This is a genomic window from Clostridium sp. J1101437_171009_A5 (genome assembly GCF_015547905.1).
Classification (GTDB): domain Bacteria; phylum Bacillota; class Clostridia; order Oscillospirales; family Oscillospiraceae; genus Pseudoflavonifractor_A; species Pseudoflavonifractor_A gallinarum.
Genome location: NZ_JADMVY010000003.1, coordinates 90,330 through 111,281 on the forward strand (window position 1 = coordinate 90,330; position 20,952 = coordinate 111,281).

A 20,952-nucleotide genomic window follows, 5' to 3' on the forward strand; every position below is an offset into this window, starting at 1 on the left:
CCGTGCGGCTCTCCCTTACTCCCCGGCCTTCAGGCGGACGGGCAGGACCATATACAGAAAGTTTTCTTCTCCCTCGGCGGGCAGGATCACGCAGGGGGACACGCTGGTGGTCAGCTCCAGCCGGACCCGGTCGGCGGGGGCCGCCTTCAGGGCGTCCATGAGATAGCGGTTGTTGAAGCCGATCTCCAGACCGCCGCCGTCCCCGTCGATGGGGCACTGGTCGGCTGCGTCTCCAATGGCCGTTTTTGTGCTGATTTTCAGCATATTTTGCTCAAAAACGCAGCGAAGCGGGCTTTTTAGTTTATCACTGATGATGAGGGAGACACGGTCGATGGAGGAGAGGAGGGCACGGGTGTCTCCCTCTACCTTGATGGAATTGTTGCGGGGGATGGCCTGGCGGTAGGCCAGGAATTCGCCCTCCAACCGGCGGGAGACCAGCATGGTCTCCCCCACTTTGAACATCACATGGCGGGCACCCTGAGTGATTGAGGCCGGTTCTTCCACATCGGAGCAGATTTTTTCCACCTCGGAGAGGGCGGCGCCGGGCACAACAAAGGAAAATTCTTCCGCCCCTTCCTTTTTTTCGATGCTCTCGTGCCGCAGGGCCAACCGGTAACCGTCTACCGATACGATTGTGAGGCCGTCCTGGCCCACTTCGAAGAGGGAGCCGGTGTGGATGGGGCGGCTTTCGTTGTCGCTGACGGCAAAGAGGGTCTGGGAAATCATGGATTTCAGCTTATTTTGCCCAATTTCCAGGGAGTTTTGGTACTCGACAGTGGGAAGTTCTGGAAATTCCTCCGGGTCGGTGCCCAGAATGTTGAATTCGCTCATGCCGCATTTGATGTTTACCATGTAGTGTTCGGCAGTAAATTCTACGATGTCATCGGGGAGCTTACGAATGATCTCCCCAAAAAGACGCGCTCCCAGGACGAGGGTACCTTTGGCGCGGATTTCGGCGGGTACGGTGGTGCGGATACCGGTTTCCAGATTGTAGCCGGTGAGTCTGAGTTCCTGATCGGCTTCTAACAGGATACCTTCTAGAGCTGGAATGGAGCTCTTTGGAGACACAGCACGTGACGTTGTGCTGATGGCTGCCTGAAGAAGGGCTTTTTCGCAGGAGAATTTCATTGAGATGGGACCTCCGTTTCGGTGCTCCTGGCCTCCGATGGGGAGAAAAGGAGAGGGTAATAAGTTCGTAGTAATAGCAGTAGGGGAAAATTATGTGGAAAAGTGGATGTTTTGCTTGCGGCGCTAAGATTTGCCCGTCCACAGGGGGTGTGGATAAAAAAGGGGGCTTTCCACACCCCTTTTGGGCGGCTGCAGGTTTTGCACAGGGAATTGTCCACAAGCCCACAATTTGCGGTGGAGATGTGGAAAAGTGGAAAATCGCTGCGGCGGCGGGCCGCCGCTCCCTCCACACAGTGGGTCTGCGGGGTGGAAAAGGGGGCTTTAATTGTCGTAGCGGGCGTTGATATTGGAGTTGAGATCTTTGATGATCTCGGCCACTTCGGGGTTGGTCTTCATGAGTTTTTCCACCCGGTCGATGGAGTGCATGACGGTGGTGTGGTCCCGGCCCTCAAATTCCTTACCGATCTCCTTGAGAGAGAGATTGGTCATGCGGCGGATCTGGTACATGGCGATCTGCCGGGCGAGCGCGGTGTCCTTGGTGCGGCCCTGTCCCCGGAGGGCGTCGTTTTCGATGTTATAGAACTTGCACACCTCTTCGATGATGACATCGGGAGAGGGGAGAAAATCGGCCTTGTCCTTGCACATGTCCCGGACGGCGCGGATGACGGTGTCCACGTCCACGCTCTCCCCCATCAGCTCCTGGAAGGCCAGGATCTTGTTGACGGTGCCCTCGATCTGGCGTACATTGGAGGTGATGTTGTCCGCGATATACTGGAGGACGGGCTCGGGCAGGTTCATGCCCCGGCGGATGGCCTTGTTTTTGATGATGGCCACCCGGGTCTCGTAGTCGGGGGGCTGGATGTCCACGGGCAGGCCCCACTCGAACCGGGTGCGCAGCCGGTCGTCCAGGCGCAGCATCTCCTTGGGGGGACGGTCTGCGGTAAAGACGATCTGGCGTCCGGCCTCATAGAGGGTGTTGAAGGTGTGGAACATCTCCTCCTGGGTAGACTCCCGTCCGGCGATGAACTGCACGTCGTCCATGAGGAAGACGTCGGCAGAGCGGTATTTTTCCCGGAATTCCTCGTTGCGGCCCTCCCGGATGGCCTGGACCAGCTCGTTGGTGAAGGTGTCCCCCTTCAGGTAGATGACCCGGAAGTCCGGGTGGTTCTGGTGGATCCGGTGGGCGATGGCGTAGAGCAGGTGGGTCTTGCCCAGGCCGGATTCCCCGTAGATGAAGAGGGGGTTATAGCTGTGGGCGGGGTTTTCGGCCACGGCCAGGGCGGCGGCGTGGGCAAATTTATTGGAAGAGCCCACGACAAAGCGCTCAAAGGTATAGTCCTCGGTGCCGGGCATGAAGGAGCCGTCGTCCACCGGCTTGGCGGTCTCGGTGAACTCCTGCAGCTCCCCCTCGCCCAGGACCACCACGTCAAATTCGGAGGAAAAGAGCTCGTGGAGGGCCTTTTTGATGGAGGGAAGATAGCGGGAGAGGATGATGTCCCGCTTGAAATTGGAGGGTGTGTGGAGGACGAAGCGGTTGGCGTCCAGGGAGACGGCCTTGGCGTCGTCGAACCAGGTGTTGATGGTGGTGGCGGTCATGTCCGCCTCCATGAGGGAGAGTATTTTAGCCCAGACGTCCGCTGGAGAATTCATGAGTAAGACCACCCCTTGGGGGAGAAATGGGAGGGCCCGGAGGCCGGAAGGGTCCATTTCCCCAATTCTATATGTTGACATTTTATTATACCAGACAAACCGCAGCAAGGCAACGAGTTTTCCACATATACCTTTAAAATAGTAAATAGGGTTGTGGAAAACTGCCTCGGCGGGTACAAGATATAGCGTGGATGTGGAAAAGTGGAAAAAATGAAGCCCAAAAAGACAGAAAAATGGTGTTGACAGGGTATTTCTTCATACGCTATAATACAGATTGCACCATGTCCTTATCTGGTGTAAAGCATTTTTCCTTTTGACGACCGCGGCCGGAATCCGGCCGTTGTGGCGGGCAGGTGGAAAACCTGCCAGAATAAGTACAGGAGGTGTACCGGAAATGGTTCGTACCTATCAGCCCAAGAAGCGCCAGCGCTCCAAAGTGCACGGCTTCCGTAAGCGCATGGCCACCGCGAATGGCCGCAAGGTGCTGGCTCGTCGCCGCGCCAAGGGCCGCGCCCGTCTGTCCCACTAAGCTGGAACAGCTCGCGCTCCGGGAAACAAACGGCATAGCGTCATAACAAGGGGCGGGGGAGTTTCATCCCACCGCCCCTGCGTAGCATCATGGGGAAAAGAGGCTGGTCCTCCCTTCCCCGGGAAAGAAAAAAGGGGAAGCGCCGTGAAAGATACCGTCTCGCTCAAATTGAACCACGAATTCCGCCGGCTCTACAGCAAGGGAAAGTCGGCGGTCTCGCCCTGTGTGGCGGTATACTGCCGCCGGAACAAGCTGGGGAAGAACCGGCTGGGCCTGACCGTGGGGACCAAGGTGGGCAAGGCGGTGGTCCGCAACCGGACCCGCCGCCGCATTCGGGAGGCCTACCGGCTCCATGAGGGGCAGTTCCAGGTGGGCTATGACATCGTGGTGGTGGCGCGGGTGCGTGCCTCCTTCGCCCGTTATCGGGAGATCGAGCGGCAGCTTCTCAAGACCATGGACAAGCTGGGACTGGTCCGGAGGGAGAGCGTATGAAGGGTCTCCTTTTGGCCCTGATCCGCTTTTACCGCGCCAACATTTCCCCGCTGCGTCCCCCCTGCTGCCGGTTCATCCCCACCTGCTCGGCCTATGCCCTGGAGGCGGTGGAGAAGTACGGCGCGTGCAGGGGGGGCTGGCTTGCCCTGCGCCGGATTTTGAAATGTCATCCCTTTCACCGGCAGAAGAGCATCCAGTATGACCCCGTTCCCTGAGCCGTTTGTCTTCCAAATGTATCCCAGCGCCCCCATCCCGCGCGTGACTATCACTTTGGAGGCTGACACATGAAAATTCTCCTCTCCCCCTTTGTATGGGTGCTTAACACGTTTTATCAGATGACGGGCAGCTACGGCCTTGCCCTCATCCTCTTTGCGCTGGTGGTGAAGATCATCCTCTTCCCCTTCCAGCTCAAGGGCAAGAAGAGCATGATCCAGATGAACATGCTCTCCGGTCAGATGCAGAAGCTGCAAAAGCAGTACGGCAAGGACCGGGAACGCTACAACGCAGAGGTACAAAAGCTCTATGAGCGGGAAAAGGTCAACCCCATGGGCGGCTGCCTGTGGTCCTTTATCCCCCTGTTCATCCTGCTGCCCCTCTACTCCATCATCCGCGAGCCTCTGGTTTACCTGATGAACGTGGATGTGAACAACCTGAGCGCCATCGCCGATGTGCTCAACTGGGGCCAGGTGGCCTTTGACCAGAACTGGATCAAGACCGCCGGCGAGGCCTTCAACAACGGCGGCTATCATCAGCTGTACCTGTCCTCCCTCATTACCCCGGAAAACATGGCGGCGGTCCAGGCCGTGGCCGGGGAGGGCGCCAATATCTTCCCCATCAACTTTGACTTCCTGGGCATCTTCAACCTGGCTCTGGTGCCCCAGCTCAAGTTCTGGACCATCAGCGGGGGCTTTGCCCTGTTCCTGCTGCCCGTGATCTCCGCGGTGTCTGGCTTCATCTTCTCCCTGATCTCCCAGAAGACCAACGCGGTGAACAAGCAGTCGGCCGACGCCCAGAACAACCCCACCATGAAGACCATGCTCATCACCATGCCTCTGATCTCCCTGTGGATCGGCTTCTCCATGCCCGCGGCCCTGTGTCTCTACTGGATCATCCAGAACCTGCTCTCCATGGTGCAGGAGTTCATCTGCGGCAAGATGCTTAAGAAGGACTATGAGGAGGCCGCCGCCAAGGCAGCCGAGCGGGAGCGCCTGGAGAAGGAAGAGGAAAAGGAGCGCAAGCGCCTGGCCGCGGAGGAGCGGGCCCGCCGCATCGAGGAGGCCAAGCACGCCAAGGGCAAGAAGAAGAAGGAAATCCTGGAGTCCATGGAAAAGGACAACAAGGATACCGCCGTCATCTCGGTCAGCGGCATCGGACTGCGCTCCTATGCCCGTGGCCGGGCCTATGACCCCAACCGCTTCAGCCCCGACGGCCCCACCCCCTACCACGATCCCGACCGGGACTGGGACAACGCCAAGCAGGCCCAGGACACCCAGGAGGAGAAGAAGTCCCTCTTCGGCCGCAAAAAGAAGGCCGAGGAGCCGGTACAGACTCCCGTGGTGGAAGAAGAGAAACCTGTGACGCCTGTGGAGGAGCCCAAGATTTCCACACCGGAGACTCCCGCGGTGGAAAATGAGTCCGCAGACGATGTGGCCGAGGCGCCCTATGCCCCGGAGTCCGAGGAGGAGACTTCCCCGGAAGACGACAGCAAGGAGGGATAAGCCGTGCTGAAATGGATTGAGAGCACCGGCAAGACGGAGGAGGCCGCCGTAGAGGCGGCCCTGGCCAAGCTGGGCCTGGACCGGGACGATGTCTCGGTGGAGGTCCTGGAGCGGGCCAAGTCCGGTTTTCTGGGTATCGGCAGCTGCCCTGCCAAGGTGAAAGTGACCTATGAGGCCCCGGACGAGGTAGAGGAGGCCCCCGTGGTTTCCGCTCCTCCCGTGGAAGAGGTGATCCCGGCCGCTGCCCCGGTACAGCCTGAGTCTGTGACTGAGCCTGTCCCCGCGGCGGAGCCTGCTGCCGACCTGAGCGGCGACGAGGCGGCCGAGCGGATCCACAGCTTCCTCACCGGCCTGCTGGCCCATATGGGTGCGGAGGCCACGCCCCGCATCGAGCTGGACGAGCGCGGCAACTACCAGGTGGAGCTGGTGGGCCACAACCTGGGGGCCCTCATCGGCCGCCGGGGTGAGACCCTGGACGCCATCCAGCAGCTCACTGTCTATGCCGTCAACCGCGGCCTGAACAAGCGGGTGCGCATCCATCTGGATGCCGAGCACTATCGGGCCAAGCGGGAGGAATCTCTGGAGCGTCTGGCCAACAAGGTGGCCGGTAAGGTGGTCAAGTACCGCCGCAACGTCACGCTGGAGCCCATGAACGCCTATGAGCGCCATGTGATCCACACTGCGCTTCAGGACTACCCCGACATCACCACCTACTCGGTGGGCACTGAGCCCAACCGCCGTACCGTGGTGGCTTACAGCCGGGGCGAGCACCGGTAAGTAAATTTGCAGCAAGAGGCGGGACCCGTTTCGGGTCCCGCCTTTTCCACAGGTAAGCAGAAAAAAGTGGACAATACCTGGAAAATCCCTCTTGCAAGAATCGAACGTATGTTGTATAATCTTGTCGAACAAAAGTTCTTTTTGCCAAAGGGGAACAAAGTGCCCCGCTGCCGCGTCCAAAAGGAAAAGGCCCCCGCCCGGGACAGACGGAGGACCGGGGCAGCGCGCAAGGGCCACGCAGGAGGGATCGGTATGGAGACAACCTATCTGAGTATGGATGCCCGCTATGTGACGGTCTTTCGCGGGGTAGAGGAGCAGGCCAGCGGCGGGGATCGGGTATGTTTTACCCGGCGGTCCCGCACCCCCTCCTGCGCCCCGTCTCCTGCCGGGAAGGTGGTGGACCTGGCGGCCTACCGCCGCCAGCTGGAGTGCGCCTCAGAGCCCGAGGAGGCCCCTTCCCTGCCCACCCCCATGCGGGAGGAAATACCGGCCCGCAGCCGCCCGTGGAGTGAGCGGGTAGGCCTGGTGCTGGATCTGTGCGCCACCGGGGCCATCCTGTGTCTGACGGTGGGCGTGCTGCTGTGCTGCCTGTAAAAGAGAAGACCATACGGAACAAGAGAACGCCGCCGGCAGATGCCGGCGGCGTTCTTTCTGGTGTTCATACTTGGTGGGCGTGGCGGTACTTCTCCCGGGTGGCGATCCCTCCCCGGATGTGCCGCTGGGCCTTGTTCTCGTCCAGCACGCGCTTGACTTGGTGGTAGAGCGGCCGGTTAAACCCGGGCAGACGTTCGCTCAGGTCCTTGTGTACCGTGGATTTGCTGATGCCAAACTTCTGGGCGGCGGCACGGACAGTGGCCCTATGCTCGATGATGTACAAGGCCAGCTGTACGGCCCGCTCTTCCATGTTTCCCTTCACATAGCAACAACTCCTCTGCGCTTGCAGATGCACAGCTAACTATATGTGAAAGGAGCGGGGAGTATGTGGAAAACCAGGAAGCGTTTTTGGAAACGTGCGGAGAGATCAGGGCAGGATCTCGCCCTGGGTGGAGATGGTCACCACCTGCCAGGGGAGGAATTTGCCGCTGCGCTGGAGGGCCTGCTTGACCGCCAGCTCGATCCCGCCGCAGCAGGGGACCTCCATGCGCACCACGGTGACGCTCTGGATATCGTTGTTGGCCAGAATTTCGGTGAGCTTTTCGCTGTAATCCACGCTGTCCAGCTTGGGACAGCCCACCAGGGTAATTTTTCCACGGATGAAGTCCCGGTGGAAGTTGGCGTAGGCGTAGGCAGTGCAGTCGGCGGCCACCAGGAGCTTGGCCCCGTCCAGCCAGGGGGCCCGGGTGGGGACCAGCTTGATCTGGACCGGCCACTGCATGAGCTCACTCTCCTGCTGGGCGGGAGCAGGCGCGGCCGTCCGAGCCGGACGGGAGAGGGACCGGGCGGCGCTGCCGGGACAGCCGCAGGGCAGGGGTGCAGACTGGGCGGCCTTGGCGGCCGCCTGCCGGGCCAGAACAGCGGCCTGGTCGTAGGGGGCGGCTTCCCGCTCTACAAAGGTGATAGCATTGACGGGACAGGCGGGCAGGCAGTCCCCCAGACCGTCGCAGTAGTCGTCCCGCAGCAGGCGGGCCTTGCCGTTTACCATGCCGATGGCCCCCTCGTGGCAGGCCTTGGCGCAGGCTCCGCAGCCGTTGCAGGCCTCCTCGTCGATGTGAATGATCTTGCGGACCATAGTGATTTCCTCCCTCAGCGATGGGCGGCTTCGCCGCCTTTTTCTTGACTTTGTGCTCTGAGTATACTATGGTAAGAGAAAAAAAGCGGTTGGAAATCCAACGGAGGTAATCATGGAATCATTGGCAGCATCCCTTCTCCCCTGTCCCCTCTTCCGGGGCGTGTCCGCCGGGGAGCTCTCGGCTATGTGGAACTGTCTCCAGGCCCGGTCGGCACACTATGAAAAGGGGTGTATGATCTGGGAGGAGGGCCGCGCCGTACGGGAGGTGGGCGTGGTGCGCTCCGGAGCGGTACACATCCTGCGGGACGACTTCTGGGGCAACCGGAGCATCCAGGGCCAGGCCGGGCCCGGCGACCTCTTCGGAGAGGCCTACGCCTGCGGAGAGGAGCCTCTGGGGGTCAGCGTCCAGGCGGTGGAGGAGAGCGAGATCGTCTTCCTGGATGTGGAGCGGATTCTGACGGTGTGCCCCTCCTCCTGCCCCTTCCACGCCCGGCTGATCCACAATCTGGTGGGCGTGCTGGCCCAGAAAAACCGTCTGCTCAGCAGCAAGATCGACCAGGTCTCCCAGCGCACCACCCGCAGCAAGGTCCTCGCCTATTTGTCCTGGCAGGCCCAGCGGGCGGGGACGGCCCGCTTTGCCATTCCCTTTGACCGGCAGGGGCTGGCCGACTACCTGGCCGTGGACCGCAGTGCCCTCTCCGCTGAGCTGGGGAAAATGCGCCGGGAGGGGATCCTGGACTTTCACAAGAACCTCTTTGAGCTGAAGGAAGAGCCGTAATTATGCCTACTAGGCGGGGGCATTTGCTGCGCTCGCCGCGCGGGCCGCCTGTTCGGCGGGAACCCCTCTTTCTTTTCAAAAAGAAAGAGGGGGGAAAGAAAACGCCGGAGGGGGAACGAGGACGCTTCCCCCTCCGGACCTCCCCCTCAGTGCACCCCCGGCGGCGACGGCAGACCAGCGTCTGCGGGGTGCGTACCCACATCCGGGGAAGCTTTCCGCCGCTGACGAGAGGTTTTGGTCTGGCGCTTTTGGTAGTCTCCAACTTCGACTGCCGTCGGGAGAGAGTACCCAGTTTACTACCAGGCTCACCAGGTACCTCATAGGCAAACGCCATTGCCTTTGGCACAACCGACCTTTGCAATCGCAGAGACTTGAGCCCAGCCCGTTGGGGCGTACTTGAGGGGGCGCCGGGGGAACCATCCCCCGGCCCGTTCTTTCCCACCGCTTTCTTACGGAAAAGAAAGCGGTGCCCTCGCCGGGCAGGTGATGCCCGCCGAACAGGCGCACTTCCCATTATAAAAACCCCCGGGGCACGGAAAATCTCCGTACCCCGGGGGTTACTTGTTTTTTACGCTTACACGTTGAAGCGGAAGAGGACGATGTCGCCATCGTGCATGACATACTCCTTGCCCTCGGAGCGGACCAGGCCCTTCTCCTTGGCGGCGTTCATGGAGCCGTTGGCCTTCAGATCCTCAAAGGCCACCACCTCGGCGCGGATGAAGCCACGCTCAAAGTCGGTGTGGATCTTACCGGCGGCCTGGGGGGCCTTGGTGCCGTTGGTGATGGTCCAGGCGCGGCACTCGTCTTCACCGGCGGTGAGGAAAGAGATGAGGCCCAGCAGGGTGTAGCTGGCCTTGATGAGGCGGTCCAGACCGGACTCCTGGATACCCAGATCCTCCAGGAACATGGCCTTCTCTTCCCCGTCCAGCTCGGCGATCTCGGCCTCCAGCTTGGCGCACACAGGGATAACCTGGGCCCCCTCCTTGGCGGCGATCTCCTCTACCTGCTTGTAGTAGGAGACGTTCTGGTAGTCGGCAAAGCCATCCTCATCCAGGTTGGCGGCGTAGATGATGGGCTTGAGAGAGAGCAGCTCGCTGGTGGCGATGATGGCCCGGTCCTCCTCGTCACACTGGAAGGAGCGGGCAGAGTTGCCGTCGTTCATCCAGTCCCGCAGGGCGGTGAAGAGCTCCACCTCGTGGAGGAACTTCTTATCGCTCTTGGCGGCCTTCTGGGCCTTGTCGATGCGCCGCTCCACCATCTCCACGTCGGCCATGATGAGCTCGATGTCGATGATGCCGATGTCGCGGACGGGATCGGTGGAACCCTCCACGTGGATGACGTTCTCGTCGTCAAAGCAGCGCACCACATGGACAATGGCGTTGGTCTCCCGGATGTTGGCCAGGAACTTGTTGCCCAGGCCCTCGCCCCGGGAGGCGCCCTTCACGAGGCCAGCGATGTCCACGAACTCGATGACGGCGGGGGTAGTCTTTTTGGGCTTGTAGAAGTCCGAGAGCCAGTCCAGCCGCGCGTCGGGCACGGCCACCACGCCCACGTTGGGGTCGATGGTGCAGAAGGGGTAGTTGGCGCTCTCCGCGCCGGCGTTGGTGATGGCGTTGAAGAGGGTCGATTTGCCCACGTTGGGGAGACCCACGATGCCGAGCTTCATATCAAAGACGTCCTTTCGGTGTGAAAATACGAAATTAGCCTATCTATTATACTGGATACCGGGGCAAAACACAAGGCTGCGTGCAAAAAAGCCCCCGGCTCTCTCAGAGAGCCGGGGGCCGCCAAACCCCTTACAGCAGGCACCACACCACCGTGTAAATCACAAAATACAGGATGGGCGGCAGGAGGATTAACAGAGAGGAGACAAAGGGCAGACTGGAAATATCCCGTTTAGGGGGTGGGGCTTCGGAAGCGACGGTGGGACTTCTGGTGTAATAGCTCAGGTTGCTCATGGTGCCATCCGTACCCACACAGCATAGGATCTCCACCAGCAGGATGATGGCCACAAAGATCTGCATGGGCCAGTGCTTCACGGTGCCGTAAATGGCGAAGAGTGCAAAGAGGACATAGTAGACGATATATCCGATGGTCCGCTTACTCACAGGGGCCACCTCCTTCAACCGACCTATACATACCACATAAATGGATGATATCTGCGGTGAAACATACCATCAATGCATGGGAAGCCCCTCCTTTTGTCAAATTTTATCATGGAGGCTTGCTCCTGTAAATAAAAATCCGGCCCCCGTACCGGGGGCCGGAAAAAAGATCGGCTCAGGAGAGCTGGAACTGTCCGGTGTAGAGCTGGTAGTAGCGTCCCTTCTGCTCCAGAAGCTCCTCGTGAGAGCCCTTCTCCTCGATCTCGCCGTGCTCGATGACCACGATGCAGTCGGAATTGCGCACGGTGGAGAGGCGGTGGGCGATGACGAAGACGGTGCGGCCCTCCATCAGGGCGTCCATGCCCTGGGCGATGAGGGCCTCGGTCCGGGTATCGATGGAGGAGGTGGCCTCGTCCAGGATCATGACCGGGGGATCGGCCACCGCCGCCCGGGCAATGGCCAGCAGCTGCCGCTGGCCCTGGCTCAGGTTGCCGCCGTCGCCGGTGACGAAGGTGTTGTACCCGTCGGGCAGGCGGCGGATGAAGGAGTGGGCATTGGCGATCTTGGCGGCCTCAATGCACTCCTCATCGGTGGCGTCCAGCCGGCCGTAGCGGATGTTGTCCATGATGGTGCCGGTGAAGAGGTGGGTATCCTGGAGCACCGCGCCCAGGGCGTGGCGGAGATCGTCCTTCCGGATGGACTGGACGTTGATGCCGTCAAAGGTGATCATGCCGCCTTCGATCTCATAGAACCGGTTGATGAGGTTGGTGATGGTAGTCTTGCCCGCGCCGGTGGAGCCCACGAAGGCGATCTTCTGGCCGGGGTTGGCATAGACATTGATCTCTTTCAGGATGCGCTTTCCGGGCACATAGGAGAAGTCCACATCGGCGAAGCGGACCGCGCCCTTGAGCTCGGTGAGGTAGTAGTCCTCGCCAGGCACATTGCGCACCGTGCCCCGGATAAGGTGGAGGGTGGTCTTACCGTTGGGATCGGCGTATTTCCAGGCCCAGCCGTGTGCGGAGAGCAGGGACAGGTCGGCGATGGGAGTCAGGGCCCCGTCGGCCTCCACCCGCACCCAGAGGCTCTCCTCCGAATCCTGATGGGGGGGCAGGAGCTTGAGCCCCTCTCCTGCCCGGACGGCCTGCCCCAGCTCGATGAGGTTCCCCTCTTCCCGGAGGACGGGAACCAGGGACATGGCGGCGGTGCGGGGCGTCTTCCAGGCCCAGGTGTGGGGATGGCCGGAGCCGGTGTGGGCAGAGAGGGTGCCGTTGGCGTCCTTCTCGGCCGGGACCAGGGTGACCACGCCCTGGTCCTCCTCAGGCTGGGCGTCCATGGCGTCAAAGATGCGCTCGGCGCCCGCCAGGGCGGACAGGATGGTGGTCAGCTGCTGGGAGATCTGGCTCAGAGGCTGGCCTACCTGACGGCAGTAGCCCAGATACAGGGTAAAGGAGCCCAGCTTGAACCCGGCCAGCAGGGAGAGCACGCCGCCGAAAGCGGCGGTGAGGGCATAGCCCACGTTCATAATGTTCATGGAGATGGGCATGACTGCGGTGGAATAGAAGCTAGCGTTGGTAGCCGCATCCCGGTAGGTCTCATTGAGGCCCTGGAACTGCTCCTTGGCCTGCTCCTCATGGGTAAAGGCCTTGACCACCTTGAGGCCCTCGATCATCTCCTGGATGTTGCCGTTGACATCACCCAGGGCATCCTGCTGCTTCTTGTAATACCGGCGGCTGCGTCCGCCGAAGACCTTGAAGACCAGGAAGGTGGAGCCCAGAGTCAGAACAGATACCAGGAAGAGCAGAGGGCTCACCACCAGCATGACCACTACGATGCCCACGAACATGATAGCGCTGGAGACCAGGGAGACCAGACTCTGCTCCAGAGCCATCTGGACATAGTCGGCGTCGTTGGTGAAGCGGCTCATGAGCTCGCCGTGGGTGTGCTTGTCGAAGTAGGACAGCGGAAGGGTCTGGAGGTGGTCAAAGAGGTCTTTGCGCAGGCGGTTGGTGCCCCGCTGGGCCAGCTGGACCATGATGGCCGACTGGGCGTAGACCGCCACCACGCCCACCAGATAGATGCCAACCAGCTTGAGGATATCCACAAGGAGGTCCATGGGGCCGGTATAGCCGCCGTAGGCGATGTTGTTGATGATGATGAGGTTGATGAAGGTGGAGCCGCCAATGTTGGTGCCTACCGAGAGCAGCAGGCACACCAGCACCAGAAAAAGAGGCCACTTCCGCTTGGTAAGGTAGCCCAGCAGGCGGGAGACCGTCCGCTTCAGGTCCTTGGGCTTTTCAAAGCCGCCGTGGGCTCCCGGGCCCCGCCGGGGCGCGCCGTGTGTATTGGCCATTACTCCTTCACTCCTTCCTGCTGAGACTGATAGATCTCCTGATAGATCTGGTTCGTGGCCATGAGCTCCTCATGGGTGCCGATGCCGTTGATCCGGCCGTCATCCAGGACCAGGATCCGGTCGGCATACTGCACCGAGGAGATGCGCTGGGCAATGATGATCACGGTGGTGCCCGCCAGGTTTTCCTTAAAGGAGGCACGGATGAGACCCTCGGTGGCCGAGTCCACGGCGGAGGTGGAGTCATCCAGGATCAGGATGGAGGGATGGCGCAGCATGGCCCGGGCAATACACAGCCGCTGTTTCTGACCGCCCGAGACGTTGGTGCCGCCTTGGTCCAGCATGGTGTCAAAGCCGTCGGGCAGGTTCATGACAAAGTCATAGGCCTGGGCGTTCTTGGCGGCCTGGATCATCTCCTCCTCGGTGGCGTCGGGACGGCCCCACAGGAGGTTCTCCCGGATGGTACCCGAGAAGAGCACGTTTTTCTGGAGCACCATGCCGATGCGGGCGCGCAGCTCATCCAGGGGATATTCGCGCACATCCACGCCGTCCACCAGCACCGCGCCCTCGGTCACATCGTAGAACCGGGGGATCAGGTTGACCAGAGAGGACTTGCCGGTACCGGTGCCGCCCACGATGGCCAGGAACTCGCCGGGCCTGACCTGGAAGTTCAGGTCCTCCAGTACGTCGTCGCCCGAGCCCTGAGCCTGATACTTGAAGGAGACATTGCGGAACTCCACCTCGCCCCGGGGAGCCTCCAGATAGAGGTCCCGCTCTTCCGCCTTGGGCACATAGCCCGCAGGCAGAGGCCGCCGGGCGCCGTCCCGGATGGAGGGGCGGGTCTCCAGCACCTCGTCGATGCGCCGGGCGCAGGCGATGGCGCGGGAGAGCTGGAGCAGACTCATGGAGAGCATCATGACGCTCATCAGGATCTGGAAGATGTAGGTGATAAAGGAGCTCAGATCGCCGATGAGCATGGTGCCGCCCATGACCTGGCCGCCGCCGATGTAGAGCACGGCGGTGGTGGCCGCGTTCATGCTCAGAGTCATGATGGGCAGGATGAGGACCACGGTCATATCCACCTTCATGGTGGCGGCCGTCAGCTCGTCATTGGATTTCTTGAACTTGGCCTTCTCATGGACCTGCCGCACGAAGGCCTTCACCACCCGGATGGCCACCAGGTTCTCCTGGGTGGTGTTGTTGAGGGCATCGATGCGCCGCTGCATGCGGTCAAAGAGCTTGCTGCACGTGCGCATGAGCAGGCCGATGGCCAGCGCCATCAGCGGAATGATGACCGCCATCACCAGGGTGAGCTGGGCATTGATGGTGATAGCCACCGCGAGAGCGGCCACCAGCATCACCACGGCCCGCACCAGCATCCGCAGGGCCATAGCCACCATCATCTGAATGGCGTTGACGTCGTTGGTGGTGCGGGTGATGAGGGAGGCCGAGGAGAAGCGGTCAATGTCGGCAAAGGAAAATTCCTGGATCTGATTGAAGAGGCCACGGCGCAGATTGGCGCCAAAGCCCTGGGCGCTGATTGCGGCGAATTTGGCGCAGAACATGCCGCAGGTCATGCTGAACATGGCCAGGATCAGCATACCCAGGCCGGTCTGAAGAATGTAGGCCAGATCCTGATTGACAATGCCTACATCCACGATGGCGGCCATGAGCCGGGGGAGAGCCAGTTCGCAGGCCACCTCCAGGATCGCCATCAGCGGGGTGAGTATGGCGTATTTCTTGTACTCACCCAGGTATGGAAGCAGTTTTCGAAACATACCTTCTTGTTCCATCCTTTCCTAACAGAAGTCATCCGGGCCTTGAAAATCACTGCCGCGGAGGTTGCGGAGCATCCGGCGGTGGTAGCTGTTGAGCTGCTCCTGTTCTTCGGGGGAGAACCCGTCGAACATCTGCTCATCCACCTGCCCCAGGATCGTAAAGCACTGCTCAACGGCCCGGCTCCCCTTTGGAGTGATCGCGATCCGCTTGCACCGCTGGTCGGAGGGGTCTCCCCTCTTTTCCACATATCCGCTCCGCTCCAGGGATTTGAGGGACATGGCCACGGTGGCCGGCGTGACGTGCAGGGCATCGGCCAATTCCTTCTGAGAGGCCAGCTTCCCCTGCTCGCTCCAGTGGCGGATCAGAAAGAGCATGGGAGGAGAACCCAGATCCTCCAGACCGCCGGCGTTGAGCTGTGCCTGAGCCCGTTTCTGATGGGCCCGGTGCAGGGCGTGAAACAGGATGCCAGGCATTTTACAGTTGGGTTTCAATCGAGATCACCTCCCGTCCGGTGAAAGAGTCCCAAATCATCAGTATACTAATGATTAGGGGGCTTACTTATTTTACGGAGGCAAGATCGATTTGTCAACCAAAAAATTGTAAAAATTTTATGACAACCAAAGGGCTGCCCAAACCGAGACGCTTAGAACGCACGTTTGCGTTTTGGGTGGGGGTATGATAAAATAGCACCAGATAAGGATTTAGGTTCTCCCCGCATCGGTGCGGGGAGCAGTCGAATAGAACAGGAGGGACCTGCCATGAAGGCGCTTTCCCCCAAGCAACAGCAGATTTATGAATTTATCATCGCCTTCCAGGCCGAGCACGGGTATCCCCCGTCGGTGCGGGAGATCGGCGAAGAAGTGGGACTCAAGTCCCCCTCCACCGTCCACTTCCACCTGAAGGGACTGGAAGGGGCGGGACTCATCACGAAGGCCGAGGGCAAGACCCGGGCCATCACCGTGGTGGGCGCGCCCGCCCATCCGGTCCTGGAGGAGCTGGATCCCCGGCCCGACCGGGTGCCCGTGGTGGGCAATGTGGCGGCCGGCGCGCCCATTCTGGCCGAGGAGTGCGTGGAGGATTATCTCACCTTTGATACCGGCGGCCGCGCCGGGGAGTATTTTGCCCTGCGGGTGCGGGGAGAATCCATGCTCCGTGCGGGCATCCTCCCCGGGGACCTGGTGGTGGTCCACCGGCAGCAGGAGTGCCGCAGCGGCGAGATCGTGGTGGCCCTCTTTGAGGATGAGGCCACGGTCAAGACCCTCCGCCGGAAGGATGGAAAGACCTGGCTTATGCCGGAGAACCCGGACTACGAGCCCATTGACGGCACCTTTGCCCAGATCCTGGGGAAAGTGGTGGCCGTGGTGCGGCGGTATTAAGTCATGGAATTCCTGGTGTTTGATACGCCGTTGGGGCAGATGGCCCTGGCGGAGGAGAGCGGCGCGCTGACTCGCCTCTTCCTCCCCGGAGAGGGGATCCCGCGCCTGGTCAGCCGGGAGACGCCCCTGCTCTCGAAGGGCCGTGACGAGATCCTGGCCTATCTGCGGGGGGAGCGGCGCTCCTTTGACCTGCCCCTGGACCCCATGGGAACCCCCTTTCAGCAGGCTGTCTGGGCCGAGCTGAGGCGCATCCCCTACGGTGAGACCCGTTCCTATGCCCAGGTGGCCGCCGGGATCGGAAAGCCCAAGGCGGTGCGGGCCGTGGGACAGGCCAATCACCGCAATCCCCTGCCCATTTTCATCCCCTGCCACCGAGTAATCGGCGCATCGGGGAAGCTCACCGGCTACGGCGGGGGGCTGGACCTGAAAGAAAAACTACTGGAACTGGAGGGAGCACGATGAAACGTCTGCTGGAAGCCGGAAATGCCTGTATTGCCGAGATGGACTGGAGAGACATGGCCCTGGTCAAGTTCTGCCTGTGCGCCATGGGAATGCTGCTGGGCCTGGCCGTTCCCAAGCGGGGGCGCAAGTGGGCCGCGCTGGGGGCGGCGGTCCTCTTTGTGGCCGCCTATATTCCCCTGGTGCTGCGTTTTCTGCCCCACCTGGGCCGTGCCCTGAGCGGGCGGGAGGACTGATCTTTGAAACTGATTTCCTGGAACGTCAACGGACTGCGCGCCTGCCTGGGCAAGGGCTTTCTGGACTTTTTCCACCAGGCGGACGCGGATGTGGTCTGCCTGCAGGAGACCAAGCTCCAGCCCCATCAGATCGAGCTGGAGCTGCCCGGCTACCATCAGTACTGGAACTCGGCAGAGAAAAAGGGCTATTCCGGTACCGCCGTGTTTACCCGGAAGGAGCCGCTTTCTGTCACCTACGGCATCGGCATGCCGGAGCACGACACGGAGGGGCGGGTCATCACCGCCGAGTATGAGGATTTCTTCCTGGTGTGCTGCTATACCCCCAACGCCCAGCGGGAGCTGACCCGCCTTGCCTACCGCATGGAGTGGGAGGACGCCTTCCGCGCCTATCTGAAGGGATTGGACGGGCAAAAGCCGGTCATCCTCTGCGGGGACCTGAATGTGGCCCATCAGGACATCGACCTGAAAAACTTCAAATCCAACCGGGGCAACGCCGGTTTTACCGATGAGGAGCGGGGTAAGATGACCGAGCTGCTCTCCGCCGGCTTTACCGATACCTTCCGCTGGCTCTATCCCGAGGTGACGGGGGCCTACTCCTGGTGGTCCTATATGTACCATGCCCGGGAAAAGAACGCGGGTTGGAGAATCGACTATTTTATCGTCTCCGACCGCCTGCGGGAGCGGATCGCCGACAGCCGCATCCTGCCTGAGGTGATGGGCAGCGACCACTGCCCCGTGGAGCTGGAGCTGAGAGAGCCATGACCAAGACCGAACAACTGGACAAGCTGGCCCGGGACGGGGAGGAGCGGCTCCTCCTGGCCCGGGCCCTGGACAAGCTGGAGACCGCCCGGCGCAAGAACATCCCGGCGGCCACCGGCTTTTTATCCCCATCGGAGCGGGTCAGTGTGGAAAACTTGATCGCGGCCAACGGCCATCCCCCTCACCTGTTCTTCGGCGGGTACCCGGGGGCGGAGCGGACCATCTGTCTCTTCCTCCCCGACTGGCAGGAGCCGGAGGATGCCCTGGCCCTGGCCATGGCGGATGAGGGGCCGGTGAAGGCCCTGCGCTGTACCTATAACGCCGACGGAGGACTTACCCACCGGGACATCCTGGGAGCCATCCTGGGCCAGGGGATCACCCGGGAGAAGGTGGGCGACCTGCTGGTGGGACCGGAGAGCTGTGACGTGCTGGTGCTGGAAGAGCTGGCGGACTACCTGCTCCTCCATCTGGACAGTGCCGGGCGGACCCGCCTCAAGACGGGACCCATTTCCCTCTCCCAGATTTCTCCGCCGGAGGTGCGCATCAAGACCATCCGGGACACGGTAGCCACCCCCCGGCTGGACGCCCTGGTGGCCTGCGCCTTTTCCACCTCCCGGAGCAAGGCGGCGGACTTTATCTCCGCGGGGCGGGTACAGCTCAACCACCGGGAGTGCACCAAGGCCGACAAGGCGGTGGAAGAAGGGGACGTGCTCTCCTGCCGGGGACTGGGCAAGGCCACCGTCCGGGAGCTGGGCGGCCGTTCCAAAAAAGGCCGGATCATGGTGGTGCTGGAGCGCTATCTGTAATCCCCTCCCCCCCCAACCCAACGAAGAAAGGAACATCCCTTATGATTACACAAGCGCAGATCGACCGGATCAATGAGCTGGCCCGTAAGGCGAAGACGCCGGAGGGCCTCACCCCCGCGGAGGTGGAGGAGCGGGACATCCTCCGCCGGGCCTATATCGCCTCGGTGCGGGCCAACCTGGTGGGCCAGCTGGAGAATACCTATATCGTAGAGCCCGACGGCACCAAGCACCGGGTCACACACAAGGACGACTGAGAGGAGCACCCCATGGTATTGACAACGGAAAATAACCTGGAACAGCGCATCGCCCGGGTGGATGCGGCCGTCGCCCTGCGGGAGGGCGACCGGGTCCCCATGGCCCCTAAGATTGGCATGGCCTACGCCCAGACCGCCGGCATTGACCGGTATGAGGCGCTCAACGACGCCCGTCTTCTCCGGCCTGGTGTGGAGAAATTTTTGCAGACCTATCCCTGCGACCTGTTCTGGGCCGGCTCGGGCTACCCCATCCCCATGATGGAGACCCTGGGGACTACCGCCATCCGCTGGCCGGGCGCCACCTGCGGCGTGCCCCTGAACCAGGGTTTCCAGATCGTAGACGGCACCTATATGGAGGAGGACGAGTACGACGAGTTCCTCCGGGACCCCTCTCACTTCTGCATGACCAAGGTCTTTCCCCGCAAGCACAAGAAGCTGGCGGGGCTGGCCAAGCTGAACTTCCACGAGGTGGTGGAGTTCGGTCACTATGCATCCATGGCGGCCTTTGCCGATCCGGAGGTCCGGCAGGCCCTTCTGACCCTCATGTTCGCCGGAGAGCAGGCGGTGGAGTGGCAGCGGAACTCCGCCCTCCTGCGGGAGACCGCCCTGGCCTGTCAGACCCCTCTGGGTGCGCTGGCGGGGCAGAACGCCCCCTATGACATGCTGGCCGACAACATCCGGGGCTTTTTGAATGTGCCCATGGACCTCTATGAGATCCCGGAGAAGGTGACGGCGGCCATCGACATCATGACGGAGTACGCCCTGCAGAATGTGCGCCGCCTGAAGAACACCGGCTCCAAGTACTGCTTTATGCCCCTCCACGGCGGTACGGACGACTTCATGAGCCTGGAGGATTACCGCACCTTCTACTGGCCCTCCCTGCGGCGGGTGATGGAGGAGATCATCGACTGCGGCATGATCCCCTATGTGTTCTGCGAGGGCAAGTATGACACCCGCCTGGAAGTCCTGCGGGAGGTCCCCCGGGGCAAGGTCATCTACATGTTTGAGCAGGTGGACATCGCCCGGGCCAAGGCAGTGCTGGGCGACACCGCCTGCATCTGCGGCAACCTCCCCACCTCCCTCCTGCTCTACGGCAAGCCCCACGAGGTGGTGGACGAGACCCGGCGCCTGCTGGACACCTGTGCCCCCGGCGGCGGCTTCCTGATGGACTGCTCCATCGTGCTGGACCACTACAAAGAGGAGAATCTGGAGGCGTGGTTTGACACCACCCTCCAGTATGGGCGCTATTGAGCCCGGAACAAAAAAGCCCCGCTCTCGTTTTCGAGAGCGGGGCTTTCTGCATGTGTGGCGCTTCAGGAGGCGCTGGCCAGCACCTCACGGATATAGGACGGGACCTCTTCCCGCTCTAAATCCAGGGCGACGCACAGCTCACCGTAGAGCTGATCTTCGGCCAGACGGAGATAGCGCTCATCCAGCTTGCCGGGCTTGCGCCCGTTGTCGGTGGCCGAGCGGTTTTTCTCATGAATGCTCTTGATGAGGCGGAGGAGCTCCACACAGTCGGAGGTCTGATAGGCATCCTGATAATAGCGGGACAGGGCGGGGAGACTGGTGATGCGGATGGCCTCAGTCTCGATGGAGGGAATGCTGCGCACCAGTTCCTCGGCCTGCCCCCGGGTCAGCACAGGGCGCAGCGCGACCTTGGTGTCCACAGGGATGATGATGGTCTCGGTGGTATAGAGCGGCTTGAGCGTGTAATAGAGCCGCTCAGGTGCCTCTCCATTGCCGGGCCTTGTGGCGATCTCCCGGACACGGCAGACGCCGTTCCGGCCGTACACAAGCAACGATCCAACGGGATACATGAGTTGGCCTCCTCTTCTATTAATATTATATAGTATACCACAGAATGGAGATACTTTTCTATATTAAATGAAGAAAAAATAAAAATATAAAAACTTTTTATTTTTATATTTGCGGAAAATGAGTCATATACAGCATAATATACACAAAAATAAGATAGAAATAAAAATAGAACAGATCATAAAAAAGAAAACTTTTTCTGCGGAAAAGCA

At 61.0% G+C, this 20,952-nt stretch carries 24 protein-coding genes; 14 read left to right on the plus strand and 10 right to left on the minus strand.

Going from position 1 to position 20,952, the window contains the following annotated elements; all coding sequences use genetic code 11:
• Nucleotides 1–15 precede the first annotated feature (15 nt).
• The gene (dnaN, locus tag I2C21_RS05855; RefSeq protein WP_186963199.1) at nucleotides 16–1,128 is read right to left on the minus strand and encodes a DNA polymerase III subunit beta; all 1,113 of its coding nucleotides are present in this window, start codon (nucleotides 1,126–1,128) and stop codon (nucleotides 16–18) included.
• A gap of 321 nt (nucleotides 1,129–1,449) precedes the next feature.
• Entirely contained in the window at nucleotides 1,450–2,778 is a 1,329-nt protein-coding gene (gene dnaA / locus I2C21_RS05860) for a chromosomal replication initiator protein DnaA (protein ID WP_101692564.1), read from the minus strand.
• Nucleotides 2,779–3,172: 394 nt separating this feature from the next.
• On the opposite strand from dnaA, the gene rpmH reads away from it, so the two are divergent.
• The 6 genes from rpmH (at nucleotide 3,173) to I2C21_RS05890 (ending at nucleotide 6,888) form a co-directional block, all read left to right on the plus strand.
• On the plus strand, nucleotides 3,173–3,307 hold the full coding sequence (gene rpmH / locus I2C21_RS05865; protein WP_087261554.1) for a 50S ribosomal protein L34: 135 nt from the start codon (nucleotides 3,173–3,175) through the stop codon (nucleotides 3,305–3,307).
• Between the two features lie 144 nt (nucleotides 3,308–3,451).
• Nucleotides 3,452–3,799, plus strand: a complete 348-nt coding sequence (gene rnpA / locus I2C21_RS05870; RefSeq protein ID WP_101692563.1) for a ribonuclease P protein component — start codon at nucleotides 3,452–3,454, stop codon at nucleotides 3,797–3,799.
• Nucleotides 3,796–4,014, plus strand: a complete 219-nt coding sequence (yidD, locus tag I2C21_RS05875) for a membrane protein insertion efficiency factor YidD (protein WP_101692562.1) — start codon at nucleotides 3,796–3,798, stop codon at nucleotides 4,012–4,014. Before rnpA ends, yidD begins: the two co-directional genes overlap by 4 nt.
• Before the next feature lie 69 nt (nucleotides 4,015–4,083).
• Nucleotides 4,084–5,517: a YidC/Oxa1 family membrane protein insertase gene (locus I2C21_RS05880; protein ID WP_195278779.1), complete on the plus strand. Its 1,434-nt coding sequence runs from the start codon at nucleotides 4,084–4,086 to the stop codon at nucleotides 5,515–5,517.
• Nucleotides 5,518–5,520: 3 nt separating this feature from the next.
• Nucleotides 5,521–6,294 (plus strand): RNA-binding cell elongation regulator Jag/EloR, encoded by a 774-nt coding sequence (jag, locus tag I2C21_RS05885; protein WP_195278780.1) that lies wholly within the window; start codon nucleotides 5,521–5,523, stop codon nucleotides 6,292–6,294.
• 252 nt (nucleotides 6,295–6,546) lie between these two features.
• Nucleotides 6,547–6,888 carry a hypothetical protein gene (locus tag I2C21_RS05890; RefSeq protein ID WP_101692559.1) on the plus strand — a complete coding sequence of 114 codons (342 nt, stop codon included), beginning with the start codon at nucleotides 6,547–6,549 and terminating at the stop codon, nucleotides 6,886–6,888.
• A 64-nt stretch (nucleotides 6,889–6,952) separates the two neighbouring features.
• Here I2C21_RS05890 and spoIIID read toward each other — a convergent pair whose 3' ends face one another.
• Nucleotides 6,953–7,210, minus strand: a complete 258-nt coding sequence (gene spoIIID / locus I2C21_RS05895; RefSeq protein ID WP_195278781.1) for a sporulation transcriptional regulator SpoIIID — start codon at nucleotides 7,208–7,210, stop codon at nucleotides 6,953–6,955.
• 105 nt (nucleotides 7,211–7,315) lie between these two features.
• Nucleotides 7,316–8,023, minus strand: a complete 708-nt coding sequence (locus I2C21_RS05900; RefSeq protein ID WP_195278782.1) for an ATP-binding protein — start codon at nucleotides 8,021–8,023, stop codon at nucleotides 7,316–7,318.
• Between the two features lie 112 nt (nucleotides 8,024–8,135).
• Here I2C21_RS05900 and I2C21_RS05905 point away from each other — a divergent pair, with 112 nt between their 5' ends.
• A complete protein-coding gene (locus I2C21_RS05905; protein ID WP_186963195.1) occupies nucleotides 8,136–8,801 on the plus strand; it encodes a Crp/Fnr family transcriptional regulator in 666 nt (221 codons plus the stop codon).
• A 574-nt stretch (nucleotides 8,802–9,375) separates the two neighbouring features.
• Here I2C21_RS05905 and ychF read toward each other — a convergent pair.
• The 5 genes from ychF to I2C21_RS05930 all read right to left on the minus strand — a co-directional run bounded on the left by ychF (nucleotide 9,376) and on the right by I2C21_RS05930 (nucleotide 15,523).
• Nucleotides 9,376–10,467 (minus strand): redox-regulated ATPase YchF, encoded by a 1,092-nt coding sequence (gene ychF / locus I2C21_RS05910; RefSeq protein WP_101692555.1) that lies wholly within the window; start codon nucleotides 10,465–10,467, stop codon nucleotides 9,376–9,378.
• Between the two features lie 130 nt (nucleotides 10,468–10,597).
• The gene (locus tag I2C21_RS05915; protein WP_193535720.1) at nucleotides 10,598–10,909 is read right to left on the minus strand and encodes a hypothetical protein; all 312 of its coding nucleotides are present in this window, start codon (nucleotides 10,907–10,909) and stop codon (nucleotides 10,598–10,600) included.
• Between the two features lie 172 nt (nucleotides 10,910–11,081).
• Nucleotides 11,082–13,256, minus strand: coding sequence for an ABC transporter ATP-binding protein (locus I2C21_RS05920; RefSeq protein ID WP_195278783.1), 2,175 nt, complete (start codon nucleotides 13,254–13,256; stop codon nucleotides 11,082–11,084).
• Complete coding sequence (locus I2C21_RS05925; RefSeq protein WP_195278784.1) at nucleotides 13,256–15,031, minus strand: ABC transporter ATP-binding protein; 1,776 nt, start codon at nucleotides 15,029–15,031, stop codon at nucleotides 13,256–13,258. Before I2C21_RS05925 ends, I2C21_RS05920 begins: the two co-directional genes overlap by 1 nt.
• Before the next feature lie 21 nt (nucleotides 15,032–15,052).
• Nucleotides 15,053–15,523: a MarR family winged helix-turn-helix transcriptional regulator gene (locus tag I2C21_RS05930; RefSeq protein ID WP_145996852.1), complete on the minus strand. Its 471-nt coding sequence runs from the start codon at nucleotides 15,521–15,523 to the stop codon at nucleotides 15,053–15,055.
• 267 nt (nucleotides 15,524–15,790) lie between these two features.
• Between I2C21_RS05930 and lexA the strand changes: the two genes are divergently transcribed.
• Genes lexA through I2C21_RS05965 form a run of 7 tightly spaced genes read left to right on the plus strand, consistent with a single transcriptional unit; the run spans nucleotide 15,791 to nucleotide 20,173 of the window.
• Entirely contained in the window at nucleotides 15,791–16,408 is a 618-nt protein-coding gene (gene lexA, locus I2C21_RS05935; protein WP_101692521.1) for a transcriptional repressor LexA, read from the plus strand.
• Nucleotides 16,409–16,411: 3 nt separating this feature from the next.
• Nucleotides 16,412–16,870 carry a methylated-DNA--[protein]-cysteine S-methyltransferase gene (locus I2C21_RS05940; protein WP_101692520.1) on the plus strand — a complete coding sequence of 153 codons (459 nt, stop codon included), beginning with the start codon at nucleotides 16,412–16,414 and terminating at the stop codon, nucleotides 16,868–16,870.
• A complete protein-coding gene (locus I2C21_RS05945) occupies nucleotides 16,867–17,103 on the plus strand; it encodes a permease of phosphate ABC transporter (protein WP_101692519.1) in 237 nt (78 codons plus the stop codon). Before I2C21_RS05940 ends, I2C21_RS05945 begins: the two co-directional genes overlap by 4 nt.
• A gap of 3 nt (nucleotides 17,104–17,106) precedes the next feature.
• Nucleotides 17,107–17,865: an exodeoxyribonuclease III gene (locus tag I2C21_RS05950; protein WP_101692518.1), complete on the plus strand. Its 759-nt coding sequence runs from the start codon at nucleotides 17,107–17,109 to the stop codon at nucleotides 17,863–17,865.
• A complete protein-coding gene (locus I2C21_RS05955) occupies nucleotides 17,862–18,668 on the plus strand; it encodes a YlmH family RNA-binding protein (protein ID WP_195278785.1) in 807 nt (268 codons plus the stop codon). The genes I2C21_RS05950 and I2C21_RS05955 overlap by 4 nt, the downstream gene beginning before the upstream one ends.
• Nucleotides 18,669–18,712: 44 nt before the next feature.
• A complete protein-coding gene (locus I2C21_RS05960; RefSeq protein ID WP_186963250.1) occupies nucleotides 18,713–18,922 on the plus strand; it encodes a DUF896 domain-containing protein in 210 nt (69 codons plus the stop codon).
• Nucleotides 18,923–18,934: 12 nt separating this feature from the next.
• Nucleotides 18,935–20,173, plus strand: coding sequence for a uroporphyrinogen decarboxylase family protein (locus I2C21_RS05965; protein WP_195278786.1), 1,239 nt, complete (start codon nucleotides 18,935–18,937; stop codon nucleotides 20,171–20,173).
• A 62-nt stretch (nucleotides 20,174–20,235) separates the two neighbouring features.
• Here I2C21_RS05965 and I2C21_RS05970 read toward each other — a convergent pair whose 3' ends face one another.
• Nucleotides 20,236–20,742 carry a CarD family transcriptional regulator gene (locus I2C21_RS05970; RefSeq protein ID WP_101692515.1) on the minus strand — a complete coding sequence of 169 codons (507 nt, stop codon included), beginning with the start codon at nucleotides 20,740–20,742 and terminating at the stop codon, nucleotides 20,236–20,238.
• Between the last annotated feature and the right edge of the window lie 210 nt (nucleotides 20,743–20,952).

Bases quoted from the DNA above. Each gene is read 5' to 3' on its own strand.
- I2C21_RS05970 (WP_101692515.1), bottom strand. From the start codon at position 20,742: ATGTATCCCGTTGGATCGTTGCTTGTGTACGGCCGGAACGGCGTCTGC.
- lexA (WP_101692521.1), top strand. From the start codon at position 15,791: ATGAAGGCGCTTTCCCCCAAGCAACAGCAGATTTATGAATTTATCATC.
- I2C21_RS05940 (WP_101692520.1), top strand. From the start codon at position 16,412: ATGGAATTCCTGGTGTTTGATACGCCGTTGGGGCAGATGGCCCTGGCG.
- I2C21_RS05965 (WP_195278786.1), top strand. From the start codon at position 18,935: ATGGTATTGACAACGGAAAATAACCTGGAACAGCGCATCGCCCGGGTG.
- I2C21_RS05900 (WP_195278782.1), bottom strand. From the start codon at position 8,023: ATGGTCCGCAAGATCATTCACATCGACGAGGAGGCCTGCAACGGCTGC.
- dnaN (WP_186963199.1), bottom strand. From the start codon at position 1,128: ATGAAATTCTCCTGCGAAAAAGCCCTTCTTCAGGCAGCCATCAGCACA.
- I2C21_RS05955 (WP_195278785.1), top strand. From the start codon at position 17,862: ATGACCAAGACCGAACAACTGGACAAGCTGGCCCGGGACGGGGAGGAG.
- ychF (WP_101692555.1), bottom strand. From the start codon at position 10,467: ATGAAGCTCGGCATCGTGGGTCTCCCCAACGTGGGCAAATCGACCCTC.
- I2C21_RS05920 (WP_195278783.1), bottom strand. From the start codon at position 13,256: ATGGCCAATACACACGGCGCGCCCCGGCGGGGCCCGGGAGCCCACGGC.
- I2C21_RS05905 (WP_186963195.1), top strand. From the start codon at position 8,136: ATGGAATCATTGGCAGCATCCCTTCTCCCCTGTCCCCTCTTCCGGGGC.
- I2C21_RS05925 (WP_195278784.1), bottom strand. From the start codon at position 15,031: ATGTTTCGAAAACTGCTTCCATACCTGGGTGAGTACAAGAAATACGCC.
- dnaA (WP_101692564.1), bottom strand. From the start codon at position 2,778: ATGAATTCTCCAGCGGACGTCTGGGCTAAAATACTCTCCCTCATGGAG.
- I2C21_RS05945 (WP_101692519.1), top strand. From the start codon at position 16,867: ATGAAACGTCTGCTGGAAGCCGGAAATGCCTGTATTGCCGAGATGGAC.
- yidD (WP_101692562.1), top strand. From the start codon at position 3,796: ATGAAGGGTCTCCTTTTGGCCCTGATCCGCTTTTACCGCGCCAACATT.
- I2C21_RS05890 (WP_101692559.1), top strand. From the start codon at position 6,547: ATGGAGACAACCTATCTGAGTATGGATGCCCGCTATGTGACGGTCTTT.
- rpmH (WP_087261554.1), top strand. From the start codon at position 3,173: ATGGTTCGTACCTATCAGCCCAAGAAGCGCCAGCGCTCCAAAGTGCAC.
- I2C21_RS05880 (WP_195278779.1), top strand. From the start codon at position 4,084: ATGAAAATTCTCCTCTCCCCCTTTGTATGGGTGCTTAACACGTTTTAT.